This window comes from Corynebacterium stercoris (assembly GCF_024160105.1).
Taxonomy (GTDB): domain Bacteria; phylum Actinomycetota; class Actinomycetes; order Mycobacteriales; family Mycobacteriaceae; genus Corynebacterium; species Corynebacterium stercoris.
In genome coordinates this window covers 1-16,377 of sequence record NZ_JAMFTQ010000013.1, presented here as the reverse complement: position 1 = coordinate 16,377, position 16,377 = coordinate 1, and the positions used below count along the sequence as shown (strand labels likewise).

The 16,377-nt window shown below is 59.0% G+C and carries 9 protein-coding genes and 1 pseudogene; 2 read left to right on the top strand and 8 right to left on the bottom strand.

The features are described 5' to 3' along the window. Nucleotides 1–44 precede the first annotated feature (44 nt). Entirely contained in the window at nucleotides 45–1,421 is a 1,377-nt protein-coding gene (locus M5J20_RS08980) for an ApeA N-terminal domain 1-containing protein (RefSeq protein WP_253578752.1), read from the top strand. Between the two features lie 194 nt (nucleotides 1,422–1,615). On the opposite strand, the gene M5J20_RS08975 is transcribed toward M5J20_RS08980, so the two are convergent. The 5 genes from M5J20_RS08975 to M5J20_RS08955 all read right to left on the bottom strand — a co-directional run bounded on the left by M5J20_RS08975 (nucleotide 1,616) and on the right by M5J20_RS08955 (nucleotide 12,693). Next, nucleotides 1,616–3,031, bottom strand: a complete 1,416-nt coding sequence (locus M5J20_RS08975; RefSeq protein ID WP_253578749.1) for an ApeA N-terminal domain 1-containing protein — start codon at nucleotides 3,029–3,031, stop codon at nucleotides 1,616–1,618. 25 nt (nucleotides 3,032–3,056) lie between these two features. Then, the gene (locus M5J20_RS08970; protein WP_253578745.1) at nucleotides 3,057–3,440 is read right to left on the bottom strand and encodes a hypothetical protein; all 384 of its coding nucleotides are present in this window, start codon (nucleotides 3,438–3,440) and stop codon (nucleotides 3,057–3,059) included. Beyond that, complete coding sequence (locus M5J20_RS08965; protein ID WP_253578742.1) at nucleotides 3,440–5,158, bottom strand: hypothetical protein; 1,719 nt, start codon at nucleotides 5,156–5,158, stop codon at nucleotides 3,440–3,442. The genes M5J20_RS08970 and M5J20_RS08965 overlap by 1 nt, the downstream gene beginning before the upstream one ends. Nucleotides 5,159–5,271: 113 nt before the next feature. Then, on the bottom strand, nucleotides 5,272–9,840 hold the full coding sequence (locus tag M5J20_RS08960; protein WP_253578739.1) for a DNA methyltransferase: 4,569 nt from the start codon (nucleotides 9,838–9,840) through the stop codon (nucleotides 5,272–5,274). A gap of 3 nt (nucleotides 9,841–9,843) precedes the next feature. Continuing rightward, nucleotides 9,844–12,693: a DEAD/DEAH box helicase gene (locus M5J20_RS08955; protein ID WP_253578736.1), complete on the bottom strand. Its 2,850-nt coding sequence runs from the start codon at nucleotides 12,691–12,693 to the stop codon at nucleotides 9,844–9,846. Between the two features lie 141 nt (nucleotides 12,694–12,834). On the opposite strand from M5J20_RS08955, the gene M5J20_RS08950 reads away from it, so the two are divergent. Further along, nucleotides 12,835–13,296 (top strand): hypothetical protein, encoded by a 462-nt coding sequence (locus M5J20_RS08950; protein ID WP_253578733.1) that lies wholly within the window; start codon nucleotides 12,835–12,837, stop codon nucleotides 13,294–13,296. 272 nt (nucleotides 13,297–13,568) lie between these two features. On the opposite strand, the gene M5J20_RS08945 is transcribed toward M5J20_RS08950, so the two are convergent. The 3 genes and pseudogenes from M5J20_RS08945 to M5J20_RS08935 all read right to left on the bottom strand — a co-directional run. Next, nucleotides 13,569–14,447 (bottom strand): trypsin-like serine protease, encoded by an 879-nt coding sequence (locus M5J20_RS08945; protein WP_253578730.1) that lies wholly within the window; start codon nucleotides 14,445–14,447, stop codon nucleotides 13,569–13,571. A 13-nt stretch (nucleotides 14,448–14,460) separates the two neighbouring features. Beyond that, nucleotides 14,461–15,918, bottom strand: a complete 1,458-nt coding sequence (locus M5J20_RS08940; RefSeq protein ID WP_253578727.1) for a DUF5129 domain-containing protein — start codon at nucleotides 15,916–15,918, stop codon at nucleotides 14,461–14,463. A gap of 52 nt (nucleotides 15,919–15,970) precedes the next feature. After that, nucleotides 15,971–16,377, bottom strand: a pseudogene (locus tag M5J20_RS08935) (hypothetical protein); the annotation flags it as partial.

Genomic DNA, 16,377 nt, shown 5'->3' with positions numbered 1-16,377 from the left:
GTTGAGACTACGGCTCAATGGAGAGACGGAGTAATGAAACTCAAATGAGATCGAGACGACTTCTAACTGTTGGCGAACAACTCTTTGGGGATGTCGTCGATGCCAAGAACCCAGAGGTCAAGCCCTTCACCGGATACGTCGAGAAATCGTCCGACGGGTCTATTACGGTAACGGCGCTGTACCCAGAATCGGAGTTCCTTAGCGAGCAGAGCGGATTGAGTTCCGTTTTCGACAACGACCTAGCTAGGGATCTCCAACCTCGCTTTTTCATCTTCAACGGAGAAGGAGCGACGCTAGCTTTGTATGGCTGCTACGAGCGCGGACGCTCGGTCTCCATGTTCAGAAAAACAGTAGTCGTGACCTATAGATCTAGGCTCGTAGTCCATGGTCTATCGGTAATCCCCCTAGAGGGCGGTGCTGGGACAATCCGTGCAGAGATTTCCGGTTTATTCGATTGGCTGCAGACAGGAGCGATCGAAGAAAGTGTCGAGTTCAACAACGGCGGCCTAAGCGGGATTCAGATAAACACCCGCAACAACCATCCCGTCGAGGTTGACAGGACGGATTATATTAGACGCCTGCTTAGAGCGGATTGGAAAATGGATGAAAGTGGATGGCCGTCCCACCGAGGAAGGTTCGTTGCTCTGCATAGCCTTGGAACTATCGAAAGAGTTTCTACGCGTCCACAGAAATGGGGCGAAAGTATTGGAGATGCACTGATACTTAGAGATCTCCTCTCCATCTCAACTTGGAGCCCACAGGAAGTCGTGGAAATCGTGGTCCACTTCGAGCTGTCTGACTCTCTTGATTCAGAAGGGCCTCATAGCTGGCATCTACTGGACGGAATAGAAGATATCCGAGGAACTTCGTCGGAAGAGGCACCAAGTCACCACCTCTATCCCTTTGATGCAATTGGCTCAGAAGGAGTGAGTACCTGGTTCAGGCTCTGTGCAGATCGTCGGTCATCTAGAGCCGTGCAAACATTGGATTTACTACTTCGCCTCAACTTTCCCCTGCCAAGGAGAATACAACTCCTAGGTGGGGCAATCGATGGGATGTTCCACTACTTCTACCCCGACGAGGAGACATCTGAAAATCAAATCGGCTTTCGCAATGAGTGCGACCGTCTCAGGGCGCGCCTCAATCCCGTGCTAGGTAAAAAAGAGTTTCCGGGGTGGGCTGAACGCATGTCTAAAGCTTATAATGCCTCCAAACATGCGGGACTTTTGTCCGTAGACAATGATCTTGACGAGTTGAGAACGTATTCTGAAGGACTATTTGTCGTACGAGTCTTGCTGGCGATGGAGATCGGGGTACCCGAGAAAACTCTTAAAGAGTTGATAAAGATGGACCCTGGGAATCCAAGAAGATACGTGTACACCACGATTAATGACCCACTTCAAGATTGGTCACAGTCTTAGCAGCTCTCCGCGTAACCAGTCCCCAAATCGCATATCGTTACAGTGCGCTCGGTTGCGGGCTCGCCACCGAGTAAGTCCACTTTCGATCCGCCACCGATAACCCTCTGTGAGCACGAAAGCTTTGTCCGCGGTGCCACGCATCGTGACGCATCTTTCGCGATTCGTGTCAAAAAGCCTTTGCGGGCTCCACTTGGCTAACGAAGCTCGCTGGGGTCTGGGATGCGGGAATAGTCCGAAGTGAAGCGCCATGACTCACTGATTTGGGCCCTTAAATTATCGTCTGATGCTCCCAACCTCTTCGCAAGCCACGATTGAAAGACTAGGACCGTTAAATCATTCGTGCGTGCGAGTTCGCCCACCGTCGGAACCTCACCTTTGCGACCTAGGTGCTTCATAAACTGATAGTTGTTATTTGCATCTTGCGACCAGTTGCTGAAAGTCTCAGGAAATAACCGAACCGCCTCGGCGGCTATCTCGTTAAACAGCCTCTTAGCCCGTGTGTTGTCTGCCTTCTCGGTGCTGGTTTTCGCAGCTAGCGAACGGAATCCCAATAGCTCGATACCTGCACCAAGCTGAAGCGCACGCACCTCGTGTGTCAGTCCTGGTTCTTGAATCACTTGAAGAATCTGACGGAGACCTTCTGCAAATTCTGAACGAAGCTGAAACCAAGTACTAAATGAGCTTTCAGTAAGCTCGTCAAAGGGCATCACGAATTCGAGTGCTTTCGTAGTTTCCTGGAGGTCGTCTCGCGACTGCGAGGTCAGGGTTTTCTTCCAAGATTCGGGAACTTCTGGAGGTGGCGGGGTACCGATACTTTTCCAAAATTCCTCATCGATTGTCGTGTTCACCCCGAACATACAATGCAAAAAATTCCACTGCTGGTTAGACCAAGATAAGAAGTTAACCAGTTCTTGTATCGCATCGATTGTGTCCAACGCCTGCGTCCAGGTGGTTTCGTGCGATCGCTCGGCGATGACCGTGGTTCTAAACCTGATTGCGAGTTCATCTCGGGAGTCAGTTTGATTGATCTCATGCAAAGAGCGAATCGTTAACGTTGAGCCCGAGTCGTCGAACACGAACAATTGATCATCGAAATCGTCAAAAGACAGACGGCATCTGTTGTCACCGTCTGTCTTCCTCTCATAGTTTAAGGATCCCGATCTGGCGACTCGCCCGTTATGCATCCAAGCTGCAAGTCCGCCAATTTCAGCCATGACCTTCGTGGGTCTACGCCAATAGGGCTCTCCAACGTTGGCTAAGACGGTAAAACGAGGCCGCAAACGACATTCCAGCGGGTGGGTTATGGTGTGGGTCAAAACTTCTGGCCTACCCAATTGGATTAAAGTCGCGCTGCCGAGGCTTGAGTCGAAAACGGCCGTCTGGGAATAGGTAATCGGGTTTAGTTTCTCCTCCCCAAAAACCAACATGTGCCCAGGCACGAACGTTGCTGCCAGCCGAGTCATCTCCTCGATGGTGAATCTTACGACCACCTGGGGGCCTATCAGCTGGATCGTACCAGGCACACTCTCGACCTTCTCCCCACATCGAAGTCGCAGAAATCCGCCAACGGGCTCGCCACCCAAAATTTGATCAATTCCAGTTTGGTTCATTTCTGTGCTCCTAATTGAACTTCTTTCACTCCCTCACCATCGCTTCAAATCGCTGATACGCCTCCCGTATATCCGTCTCCCGATCCAAATGCCTGAACGGATACTCGTAGACGTATTCCACACCCGACTGCGGATACACCCACGTCCGATCCGCCATCGACAACTCCTCACCGTCGCGCAACTTCGCCTGCAACTTCAACACATCCTTCGGTACCTTCCGACCATTCGCATCAAACCGGTCCTCCTGGTCATAACGCCGCATCACCGGAAACTGCGTTCGATAGATCATGCACAGCTCATCCGCCGTCACACCCAACGACAACGCCACAATCGCATCAATCTCCACCTGCGCGGCTCGACGCTCCTCATCCTTTCGCAAAGGCTTATCGACGCCCCAAGGTTCCCCCATCAACTCCTCTCTTGTGCAGGAACTGCCATAGGATCCCTATTTCGATTTCGGTCAACCTCGGTGACACCCTCCCCGAGAAATTGGTCTAACGCATTGTTGAGTTGAAACAGAATGAGTTTGAAATCGTCTCTGGAATCCAGGCCCTTAAGGCCCATTGCTGCGAAGGCTTTCGCCGTTTCTGAATTACGAATGTGCGCTATCCCCCCGCGTGATCGGAGCCCTTGCAAATCTCTTAGAGTCTGAATCCAGCCGGCTGGCATGTTGTTCTTTTCTAATACCGTTGAGAGATTTACCAAGTGCTTATTTGAATCGATCTCCTCGCCTTTTAGCGCACGGTTGATCGCCTTCCCGTTTAAGGAATCGACAAGAAATTTGGTTAAAGTAAGCACAGGTTCCGTGAGCGCAGCGGGATCCGAAGACACTGGCCCAATTAACGCATTTAATTCCGCTTTGAGATGGGGATTGGGACTCCTCCATATAGCAAACCCGAGCCCATCCTCAGTGATCTCGTTGATCCGTTTAACTTTCCTGCGAATCTCATTCACTGCGTCGGGAGAATCTGCCCACTGTCCAAGAATGTCCCGCCGAAATCGGCCTTCATCGATCCCACCTTCAGGAGCCACATTGTGGATGCGCCAGTGCTGGTGTTCCTCCGATGGTAGGCGGGTTCCGATATCACCAAGATAAGCTACAACAAGATCGTGTCCGTTTATTGATATGTCAAGCCCCCACAGATTGAGACACTCTATCCTCGAAGTGCTTATCTTGTAACGACTTGGGGAGCTCGCATATTTGTTTAGCACGTCCTTAGAAAAGTAGATCGGTGTCAGATAATGGGGCGCACCAGGACTTTTCCCGAAGTGATTATCTAACGTGTCCGGATCGGAAGTATGGGTAACCGGTACTCCGTCTTCCGACACCCCGATGATGAAGTCCTCGTATTCTGATGGATCAGATTGCCACTGGAGCATACGAGGTTTTGACTTCCCTAGCAGGCCAGTGACATAAAAGTACCCATCTAACGCCTTCATGAAATGTCTTCCCGGCATTCCTCGAGAAGCGTATTCGTGGTACTGAAAACGGCCCCAATCATCCGAATATTCGTAACGTTCTTCGCCATCAAAGTCTGAATCGGTACGCTTGAAAAGTTCGAACTGGAAGAGAAGCTTCATCCCGAACGTATGAAGGAATGTTCTAACTTCTTCTGCGCGAGCTTCCAACGTCCAGCCCTCAGTACCGACTTGAAACCGGACCAGCTTTCTTTCTTCGCCACCGAGCGTTAAATACCTCCATTCATCACCTACCTGATAGGCATCCCAAAACCAGAGGAATGGTTGAGCAATGAATACCTGGTGTTGGTTAGCTCCGGGAGGTTTAGTGGCACCACAGAAGAATTCAAGTTTGTTATCGCCGACCTCTTCACTTAAACCCGATGAAACAGCTTCACCTTCCTTCGAATACGTTATCGACACTTCTCCGAGTCGTCCGCCTGCCCATCCGTTACCGAACCGATGGTCTCGTTCAAATGAAGGTGGCACCAGCACCGCGCTCAGCCCACCCCAAATCCCCGTTTCCTGATACGGGATATCCTCTCCTACGATCAACCAACCAGTGGGTGCTCGACCAGCCTCCGTGACTTTCTTTTGGGGAAGATAGCGTTTGAGCTCTGTATCTATCTCTCTCCACTCGAATTGCCTCGACTGTGAACATTCAGTCACGTTTCTCCTCCACGTAATTAGAAAAATGGGTATGGGGATCGGGCCGTCAAGACGACCGAATAGCTGAGGGCTTGATAGCTGTCACGCCTTAGCCCCGCTGGCAGCCTGATTTTTTAATTAGTAACCATCCCCTCAAACCGCGCATACGCCTTCCGCATATCCGCCTCCCGATCCAACTGCCTAAACGGATACTCGTAGACGTACTCCACACCCGACTGCGGATGCACCCACGTCCGATCCGCCACCGACAACTCCTCACCATCACGCAACGCAGCGTCCGCCTTCACAATCTCCTTCGGCACCTTCCGACCATTTGCATCAAACCGATCCTCTTGGTCATAGCGCCGCATCACCGGAAACTGCGTCCGATAAATCATGCACAACTCATCCGCCGTCACACCCAGCGACAACGCCACAATCGCATCAATCTCCACCTGCGCGGCCCGGCGCTCCTCATCCTTTCGCAGAGGCTTATCGACGTCCCACGCCTCCCCCATCAACTCCTCCCACAACGGGGCATACGCCTCGGTGAGGCAATTGAGGCGGAGGTAGTTAAGTTCGAGTTTGCCTGCCAAAGCGGGGTCCAACTTGAAAGGGAGCCCCTCGATTGATTGAGCATAGATATTTGCGACACCGGTCGAGCGGATAACGAAGTCACTTAATAGCGCAGAAAGTACCGCCCCAGTTTGTACCATTTTTTTAGAAGAGGAAACACTCCCCCCTGACATCCCGGCACCAGATACTGCCGCCCCCTGAGGGATAAGGGCTGAGTAAAGAGTGCGGTATCCAGTCAGAGCAGCCATCTTCCTCCAAACAAACCTAAACAGAGCCCTGTCTGGAACACGCTGGTTTTCTACGGCATAGTGCGGGTAATCCGCGTCGTAGGTTGGTTTAGTCCGCCGGTCTGGTTGCAACGCGGTAGCCGGAATGAAATCAATTGGGACCGTTTCGAGATCAATGGCAGACCAGTCACCTTTACTCCTCAAAGTCGGATTTGGTTCCTTCACCATAGGGGTTGATAGCCCGATGTGCGGCCCTTGAAGGATCACATCATCCCAGGTTTTTGGTCTTGCCCAGCCCGTGTCGAAGTAGCCAGCTTTCTTGTCTATTGACTCATCCCAGCCACGGGAGAATTGCAGGCTTCGCTCACGTACGCGGGGGGCAGCTGCGAGCTTCTCAAGAACACCCGCAGCCTCAGTGTTAACGGTGTAGACCATTCGGGAATTGAGAGATGACTCACCGTCACCTTCGAGGAGGGATCTCCACACCTCAAGAGTTTGCTCATCGACTGTCTGAACACGGTCACGGTGCGGTCTTAAATCCCAGTTATTCTGTTCGTCTTTGAAGCCTGGTTTTGGCCCTGTGCCATTGTGTTTGAGTGATTCCACGGCGGTCGACGGATGGTACATGTGGACTGCCGACAAAAAACGTGGACTGCTCTGGGCCGCACCGTAGGTGTGCACCCCGTAGAAGAATATATGAGCGATGTCGAAAAGAACCAGCTCATTAACGAAGTGCCAGTGACGCCGCAGCCGCAGGTATGCACCCCGGCGCAAAGGTGCCGCTTTCTTCTCCGTGAAGTGCGACTCGGGGTGGATGAGTGAGGTGACTCCATCCTCCGACGCGTTACCCCACGTGCGTTCCATAAAGCCGCGGTAGAGATCGGGCTGCTGGCCCACGAGGTGCGGGTAGCGCGTCACATCGGAGAGCACCGCAGCGGTAGCAACCGATTCACCGAGGCCGCGGTAGACAGTCTCGCGTGCAGAGGGATCAGTGTTCCATTGCTCGCGCCGCTCGTTCTTAGCGGCTTGAGTCGGCTTGTGGGCGAGGGAGAACCACGGGTCGGCTTCGGAGTACAGAGCATCGAGGTCGGTGCGTGGCCGCACCCACGGCGGGTTGCCCACCTGCAGGTCGAAGCCACCACCGGCGAAGACCGCCGCGAAGTCGAGGTCCCAGTGGAAGAAGCCCTGCTCGGCGGCGACGGACTGCACCACTCGCAACCACGGGTGGTTCGCAAGCACGATGTCCATCGCTCGCGCACCGGAGAGACCGATGTCGGTGCGCTCGAGCTCCACCAGCTCGTTCCAGTCGGTGGCGCGGCCAAGTTGGGTTTGGGACGCGTCGCGGGCGGTGGTGTCTACGCCGATGACGTCGGTAAGCGTGGCAAGCCACTCGTCAAAGTCGGGGAGCGCGTCTACCTCGGTGAGCGGCCAGAAGGTGAGCGCGTTCCAGGCGTCCATGATGAGGCGCAATCTGAGGTAGGCGCCCTCGGAGTCGTGAAGCAGCTCGCGCTCGATCTGCTCGCGGCGCACGTTCTTCGAGTTTCGCTCCGGGATTAGACCCCACAGGTCGATGTCGCGACGGATCTGCTCCTCCGCGATGCGCATCTTGGACAGGGTGATGGCCCACAGGGATTCCACGCGCGCGGCGAGGTTGGTCAGCTTTTTCGCCTGCTCCTTGGTGGGCACCTTGCCGGTGACGGACTTCTTCCACGCCTTCATGGCCTTGATCTCGTCGGCGGCCAGAGTCTTCAGGTCCTTTGCGTCGGCGGCCGCTCCCCACGTTGCGGAGGGGAGGAGAAATTGGTGGATGCGCCCGGCGGCATTGGCGTCGCGGGTCTCGCCAGCGTCGATAACCTCGGCGAAATTCTGCACCGGCTCCCGGCGCGGGACAGCTGTGAGCCACTCGCGCTTCTTCAGCTGCGCGGTGGAGTACGTGGAGCGCAGCGCACCGATGAGCGAGTTGCCGCGGCGCAGGTGCAGGCCGAACCACGGGGCCTTGAGCTGCGGGGTCATGGTGTCAAGCCAAAGTGAGATTTCGGCGAGCTCCACCGCGGTGGGGTTCAAGTCCACCCCGTACACCTGGTGCAGGGCGATATGCGCCTTTACCTTCTGCAGTTCGACGGTGCGCTCTTCGGGCTCCACCTGCTGGTCCAGTTCATCCTCGCGCAGCTTGAGGTAGAGCTCCGCGAGCTGACGCACGGCCTCCACGGCGAAGGCGCCGGAGCCCATGGCGGGCTCGCAAATGGTGAGGCTGAGTACGTCCTCGGAGGTTTTGATGCGGCCCTCCTCCTGCAGCACTTCGATGGCCTGGCCGACGGTGAACTCGGTGAGCACCTGCGGGGTGTAAAAAGATGCGGAGCGTTCTCGGTCGCGGCTGGATTGGCGGAACACAAACGAGCCAGCCGGATGCTGGCGGCGGGTCTTGGCGGTGCCACCTTCTTCCATCCGCTTGGTCTCCATGACGAAGCTGTCCTGCGGGACCGTGTCGGCGGCGTGGGTGGGCAGGACCCAGGAGCCCTTGGAGGCGTCGCCCTTCGGTGCGACCTCGTACAGGTCCTCCTGGGCGACGAAGCCGTGGTAGGACATCAGGCCCTCGTAGACCTGGCCGAGTTCGGTTACGCCAAGGGTGGCGTACGAGATGAAGCCGCGGTCCCTTCCTGCGGACACCTTGGACAGAAGCAAGTTCTGCAGAACACGGGTGAGGGCGGCGTTGGAGAGTTTGACCTCGTCAATGAGGGATGTCGACTCCCGTTTGAACAGGTCGGCCTCGAGGTTGCGGAAGGTGAGGCCCTGGTTCTGCGCGTCCTGGTCGGCGGTGGGAGAGTCGAGTGGGTCGTGGCCTTCGTTGACCTGGGTGAATAGGAGCTGGAGCGAGTCGTAGAGGTGCGTGCCGCGGCGGGCCTTGTCGGTGACCGGTGGGTTGAGGATCTGGTCACGGAGGCGATCCAGGCCGTAACCGTCGACGTACTCCGGTGCGCCGGTGGGCAGGATGGCCAGTTCGGGGGAGGCCTCGGCGAACAGCAGGAAAAGGATGCGGTAGAGGTAACGCAGGGATTGGCGTGCCAGCTTGTTGCCGTCGATGGTGTCGGTGGGCAAGTCCTGCTCGCGTCGACGGTCAAGCACGTCGTTGCCGATGATCTCGATCGATTCGCGCACGGCGTCGCGCAGGTCGCCGGAGACCTTCACCGCATGCTGCTGGGACTCCTCGCGGGTCTGCGCCCACCAGGTGGTGCCGTCGGCGGCACGCTCCAGGTTCTCCCGCGCCAGGATGACGGCGACGCGCTCAAGCTCACCGGCCTTCTTCGTGTCGTTGCGCTCGGCAGCGAGCTGGAGGTTCACAGCAAGGTAGCGGCCCAGCGGCCAGGACTCGCGCTCTGCCAGCATGGCCCACGGGCCGGCAAGCACCACAACGTACTCCGGGGGCTCGGCGGCCAAGAAGAGGTCGCCGACGAGTTTGGACACCTTGGTGGTTTGCGGGTCCTTGGCTTCCTGGGCAATGGTGACGGGCAGCGCCGGGATGTCGTCGACGGTCTCCGCTCCCGTGTTTGCGGCGATGACGGCGAGCGTGCCGGCGTTGCCCACCCAGCCTGTGTAGGTGAACGTGTCCCCGGCGCGGGTGTAGCGCTGCTGGGCGGGCGTGCCATAGCCGAACGCCTGGTGGATGAGGTTATTGCTGACGTCCAGGTCAGCGTCGGTGGCGAATGCTGTCTGCAGCTCGCCGCGGCGCTGCTGGAGGCGCTTGATGGGGGAGAGGGTGCCCGTTTCCTGCTCGAGCGCCTCCCACTCCTTCGTGCGGTTCTTCACGCGTTTAGTGAAGGACTCGCCTTTGGTTTCGTCGGTGGTGAAGTAGTGGTCGCTGATCCACTCGTCGATGTTGAGGATGGAATCGAAAGTGGCCATAGGTTAGTGCTCCTGGGTGTTTGGCAGGACGAGTACGAGAGGGCGGATGAGCTCGCGGTCCGGTTCGAGCGAGGTGATGAGGGACTTCTCTTGTTCGATGAGGTTGGCGGAGCGGCCCACGCGCACTGTGGTCTGCACACCCGCCTTCGCGTCCTCCCAGTCCTGAGCTCGCGCTGACCAGTGCCCGATCCGCTCCTGCGCATGACTGCGGGCGGCGGCCATCATCGGCTGGAGCTGGTTGCTCGCGGCCTGGACGGATTGCGCGATGAGCTCCTGGGTGTTCTCAGGCAGGGTGAGGGTGCCCGGGTTAATGGCCTGTTCGGTCAGGCCGACGCCGCGGAGCCACGCGATGGGGTCCTCGATCGTCTGCGGGAGCATCCCGCCTGCCACGGTGACAAACGCGCGGGAGACGACCTGGCCCCGCTTGTTGGTCAGTGTGGCCATGAGCAAGACCGTCGGCATGGGTACGTCACCTTCGATCGCGGTGATTTGTCCGGCAGACAGAGCGGCCAGTGCGCGGTCTGTTGCCCAATCCGTCACTGGGTGCAGGGGGCCCAGGAAGTGGGCCTTGGGCCAGGTAGATCCATCGTGGCCCGTGCGGGCCTTGCGGAGGATCTCGTTGCCCACCGCATGGTTGGTGGCCAGTTGGAAGTGCTCGCGCACTTTTCGGTCCGCTAGGTAATCTTGCGGCAGCACCTCGAGGCGGCGGCGCAGGTCCTCGGGTGGTTCAAGCTCGGCCACGCCGTTGGGGTGCAGCTGAAACTGCACGCCGCCGGCAGACAAAGGCTTTTCAGGCGCGGCGTGGAAGGCCTCGTTGAGCGCGTCCTCTAGGTACGCGATCTCGGAAGGGTAGAGGCTGGTTGTGGCGGCAGGGGATTGGGGCGAGCCAGGGACCGAGGTTTCATCGTCTTGAAGCCCGAATCCCGACATCCAGAAGTCGATCAAATCTGCTTCGGTCTCTGCTTGCTCGTTGACGATCTCCTCGGGCGACTTCACCACTTCCTCGAAGGCGAGCTGGTTCTGTATGACTTTGCGGATTTCTTCTTCCTCGCCCGTAACGGTGTGCTTGCCGATGAGTGATCCCACATCGCCCAATAGTGCGTGCGCCTCGTTCTCGCGGTTGATCAGTTTCGTGAGCACGTGCAGCTCGCCGACGTAGCCGCCCTGCTTGGTGTCCAAAAGAAGGGCCGCGATCTGCGGGGGCTCGGTCTGGCCGTAGCGGTCCACACGACCGTTGCGCTGTTGGATGCGGATGAGCGACCAGGGGATGTCGTAATGAACCAGGTTGTGGCACATGGTGTGAAGATTCACGCCCTCGGAGGCGACATCGCCGGTGACAAGGACTCGGAGTTTAGAGTCCTCGCGCTTGAATTCGTCAACGAGACGCATTTGCTCCTCATCCGAGAGCCCGCCGTGCATGACCTGGACCTGGTCGTTGCCGAGTTTGAGATCTGTGGTCAGGTTCCGCTGGAGCCAGTGCAATGTAGCCACACGCTCCGAGAACACAACCACGCGCGTATCGCTGCCTCTAGCGACACCGATGTCTTGAAGGTAGTTCACCAGCGCCGCGTACTTATTTGAGTTCTCGCGGGTGACTTCCGCGTTGAGTGCTGCAAGCCGCTCAAGGGCTTGCCTTTGGGCGCTATCCACCTTCGGGTTTCTCAGGCGATTCTGGATCGTCTCTGCAAGCGCTGCCGGGGAGGAGAGGAAAGCTTTGATTAGCGTCCACGGGAAGAGGCGGTCGGGGGCAGGGTTGTTGTTGATCCAGGTCTGCTCGAGCTCCGCGGCAACAGCGTTCTCCTCGTTCGAGGCCTCTACCGGGATGTTCACGGGGTCTTTGCGCTCCGCCCACTGCTCGCCGACCACACTCGCGACCTCCTCGCTGTGGCGGTGGCGGCGGATGAGCAGCCTGGCAACGGCATTCTGATCGATCGTGCCGTCCGGCATCACGGCCGTGGGGTCGAGCAGGCGCAGGATCTCCTTGAAAGACTCCGGATCACCGTTGTGCGGAGTGGCGGATGCGAGCAGGAGCGCCTCGGTAGTGGGTGCCAAGGTACGGGCTAGCTCGTTGTTATGGGTGCCCACGTTGGTGGCGTTGTGGATCTCATCCATCACCACTGCATCCCACCGCACCTTCTCCAGGTAAGCGCGGTACTTTCCACTCTTCAAGGTGTCCATTGAGACGATGACCCGCGGGAAGTAGGTGAACGGGTTTCGACTCGCCGGAAGGATGCGCTGCACGCGTTGGATGCCCGCGGAATCGAGACGAACCAACGGAATGGCAAAACGAGACCACATCTCTTGTTGGAATTGCTCCATGATGTGTTTCGGCGTGACAACCAGGATGCGTTCACCACGTCCGCGACGGATTAGCTCGGACAGGATCATGCCGATTTCCAGAGTCTTGCCAAGGCCAACGGCGTCGGCGATGAGGACGCGGGGACGCAGGTTGTCGTCGGAAAGCGCTTTGCGCACCGCGGTGAGCTGGTAATCCAGCGGGTCCATGAGCATTTGATCCGCGACGGACAGCTCTTCTTGGTAGAGCGGGACCGGCGTTTGCCGCAGGGTGGTTTCAAGCCAAAGGCGCGTGGTGCGGTAGCCGGGTGAGCGGTCCGGCACGACCTCCACCTTGGCCGGGTCGAAGACCTCGATGTCGTCGAGCGCCGTGTAGAAGCTAGCCGTGGTGTCGCGAACGTAGTCCGATAGGCCACGAACTTTGAGCAGGTAGCCATCCACGGATTGGGTGACACTGGTGACCAGCCAGAGTTCATCACGCACCTTGACCATCAGACCGGGTGCATACGTCTGCGAATGCTGCTTCAAGGGGAGGGGTGCTACCGCTTCCGATGTCATACCCGTAAGGGTAGCCAGGGGTTCAAATGGGATCAGGACGAAATCGAAATTCGGTTCGCATTTTGGCTCAACGATCCGAACCCGGAACACACCTCATGTAAGCTGTCCGGGTCCTGTCCATTTCCTGTCAACGGAGTTTCCATGAACCTTCCCGCTAATCTTCGCCTCGACCTCCACATCATCAGCACCGTGCTCGGAGTATTGGGCATCATCGCCGCGATCGTGGGTGTTGTGTACTCCAGCGGTGCACTGCACGATGACCGGGGCAGCTCTCGCGGCGCCAGCTACGAGGTGATCGACGGCAAAGTGGACGAGCGTCTGGGGATGAACGTTAAAGATGGAAACAACGTCGAGCTGCCTTCCACTGTGATCGGCGAAAACGCGAAGTACTTTGAGGAACTGGCTCGACAGGTCGATGAAAGCATCCGTAAACAGGGCGAACTGATCAATCGCCAGAACGAGATCCTGAACCGAATGGAAGTTCCGGCTCAGCCACGAGAGCAGGTCAAGACCGACTCCATCGAGGAGACGCTACGCACCCAGGATGACCTGATCAAGCGCCAAGAGGAGCTGCTTAACCAGCTCATTGCCTTGACCCCGTAGAGGCCATTACTCCCGGTGAGCGGTTCAGCCACACAGGCTGGGGCGCGACTGCAGAACGTGATCTAATAAATCGCTGGCGTTGCCATTATTGTGTCCGTCCCTCTTTACAACCTCAACTCCCTGTGCGTATACTCACGTGTGCAGGTCCCCTCGCCCACGGTCCACCCCCCCCGAGACCGGTAGAGCGCTCACCCACCCCCCCATTTAGAGCGCGAGAAGGCGAGGGGGCCTCGCCTATGCGCGGGCCCCGCGACACAGCGCCTGACCTGCAGTTACACCCGCAGCATCCCCATAACCTGCTGCGCGAACGGCAACGCCACCGCCAGGAACGCGACGAGGGCCGCGATGATCGCGCCGATACCCTGCGCGGACGAGGCGGAAGCGTTCGCGTCCGCCGGCGGCACCACAGGCACGGTGTTCACCTTCTCCACCGGCATCGGCAGGTTGGCGTTTGCCCAGCGCAGCATCTCGTTCTTGCTGATGGCGGCGCCGTTCGCGGGGAAGGCACCACGCTGGATCACGGTGCTGGCGCGGCCCGGGCTTGTCAACTCGCTCACGCCGGAGAGCACGCCGAGGTACCCGCGGCCCGGCGCGAAAACCACGCCGCCGGAATCGCCGGGTTTGGTGCCCGCGTCCTCGAAGAAGAACGTGTTGTTGATGCTTCCCAGGAAGGGCGCGCAGTTCACGGTGGTGCTAGCGGTGGGGGAGGCGGGGCCGTGGGCCGTCACGCCGCGCACGCACACGCGGTCGCCTTTACGCAGCTGGGAGGGGTGCACCACGGTATCGCCGGAGAAGGTGTTTGCCCCGAGGACCACGTGCGGGTCCCAGCGGATCACGCCCCAATCGTTCGTCTGGTGCCCGGCGAAGGCGCTGGAAGGGGAGAAGGTGCCTGCGGCCACGTTCACGCCGCGGTAATCGCGCAGGAACACCGTATCGCCGGCTTTGCCGCAGTGAGCGGCGGTGTAGCTGACCCGCTTCGCGGCATCGTTGTAGCTGATGGTGCAGCTCGCCGCCCGGTCCGAACCGTAGGCGCGGGTGTAGAACTGCCCGCCCTGGTATGCGGTCAGCGGAGCTTGGGCGAGGGCTTGGGGCGTGACGACGCTTGAAATGAACGTCGTAAAGCAAAGACCCAGTACGAGGCGGCGTTTCACCCGCCTGACTTTACTAGAACGAGCTGGACCCGCCGCCGCCCGAAAAGCCCGAGCTGAAGCCCGTGTTCACGCTGGAAGAACCGGACGACGCCTGCTGCGACTCGCGCTCCATGCGCACGTTGTCCGCGTGCCAGGAGTTCATGACCACGTACGGGGTGTAGTTGACGTAGATGAAGCCCGGGTCCGTCAGGCGCGGGGTGTGCAGGGTGGCGCGTTCCTTGACGTCGCTCATCTCGCGGCGCTTGACTTCGTCGAGGAGCAGGGAGTAGTCGCCGAGGATGCGGGTGAACTCGTCCAGGAACTTCGGGTAGTCCGGGTTCTGGTCCAGGTAATCCAGGCTGCGCTCGAGGGCGGCGAGATCGCGCTTGAGCTCCTTGTTCTTCACCTTGCGGCGGGCCTGGATCACGTCGGCGCGGATCTCGGTGATGATGCTGCGGCGCTCCGCGGCATCGCCCTGCTCGACGGCGAAGAGGCGGTTGATGTTGTCCTCAGCGTGGCCCGTGTCCTCAAGCGTCTTCGCGGCGGCGGCGAGCTCCTTGCGGTTCTCCCACGCCTGGCGGTCCGTGCCCACGCCCAGCGAGGCGGCCTCGTGCATGCCCAGGAAGCGGTCGCGCACCTCCTCCCACTGCTTGCGCAGCTCCAGGTTGGCAAACGAGCTGGAGACGGAGTTGGCGCGGATGTCCAGCTCGTCGAGGCGCTGGCTCAGGCCCGTGTACTCCGCCGCGATGGCATCGTAATCCGTGCGGGCCTGCTCAATTTCCTTGCGACGACGCTTGCGCCGCTCCGTGGCAACACCGCCGGCGGCCAGGGTAGTGCCGCCGAGCACGAGGCCGGAGACGATGCCGGCTACGGTCCTGTCGCCCTCGGCATCGTTGATCGGGTAGGCCTGCGCGGCCTCGATGTCCGTGGCGGTGTTGGCGCCGGCAACGAGACCTGCCTCAATGTTGTTGTCGCGCAGGCCCGGCTTCATCGCCTCGAGCGCGCTGGACAGGCGCTGGCCTTTGTGCAGGTAGAGCTGATCCAGCACGTCCTGGCCCGCGAAGATGAAGTTCTGGCGGCTGTTCATGTCGGCGCCGATGATCAGGACGCCGTCGGCAAAGTACTCGTCCCCGATCTCGTCCGGGTAGTGGTCGCGCAGGAAGTTCTCCACAGAGTCGTTCACGTTGTCGCGGCCCTCGTTGAGCATGATGAAGTGGATCTTCTTCACGCTGTCCGGGCGGTTGAGGCGCTCCACGTCCCGCAGCAGGCGGGCCTCATCCTCTTCGGTGAGCAGGTCAGCCGGGTCCGAGATCTCCACCTGCGCTTGCTGCTGCTGCACGCTGATGGCCACCTCATCTGCGGTGGGCACCGAGTCACTCAACGCGTACGCCGCGGCGCCGCCACCCATGCCCAACGCAGCCGTCAGGGCAAGGGTTGCTGCAATGTCCTTGCCGACGGAGCTTTTAGAACCGCGAAAACCTTTATCGCTCATGCCGCCGATGGTACGACGGTTTTGGTTTGTGGGGAGGGCCGGCTCTCGCGCGCTAGAAGCTGGAGCTGCCGCCCGCCGCGCTGAAGCCGGAGGAGGACGAGGCGGCCGCCGCCTGGGCGGCTGCCACGTTGGACGCGTGCCACGTGTCCAGGTGGTAGTAGGTGAAGTAGTGCGGGTACCAGTAGGTGGACTCGTACAGCGCCGGCGTCTCCAGCTTCTCCCGCTCCTTCACGTCGGTGAAGGCGACGTGGCGGATGTATTCCAGAATCAGGCGGTAATCGCCGAGGATGCGCACGAAATCATCCACGAAGGTGGGAGAAGAGGGCGTGCGTTCCAAATCCATGACGCGGTGCTCCAGCTGGTTCAGGTCGCGCTCCAGCTCGGCGCGCAGCTCCACCGGGGTCAAGGTGCCCGGGCTCGCGCCAGAGGGCAGCTCCAGGGTGTCGGGGGCCTTGCGGA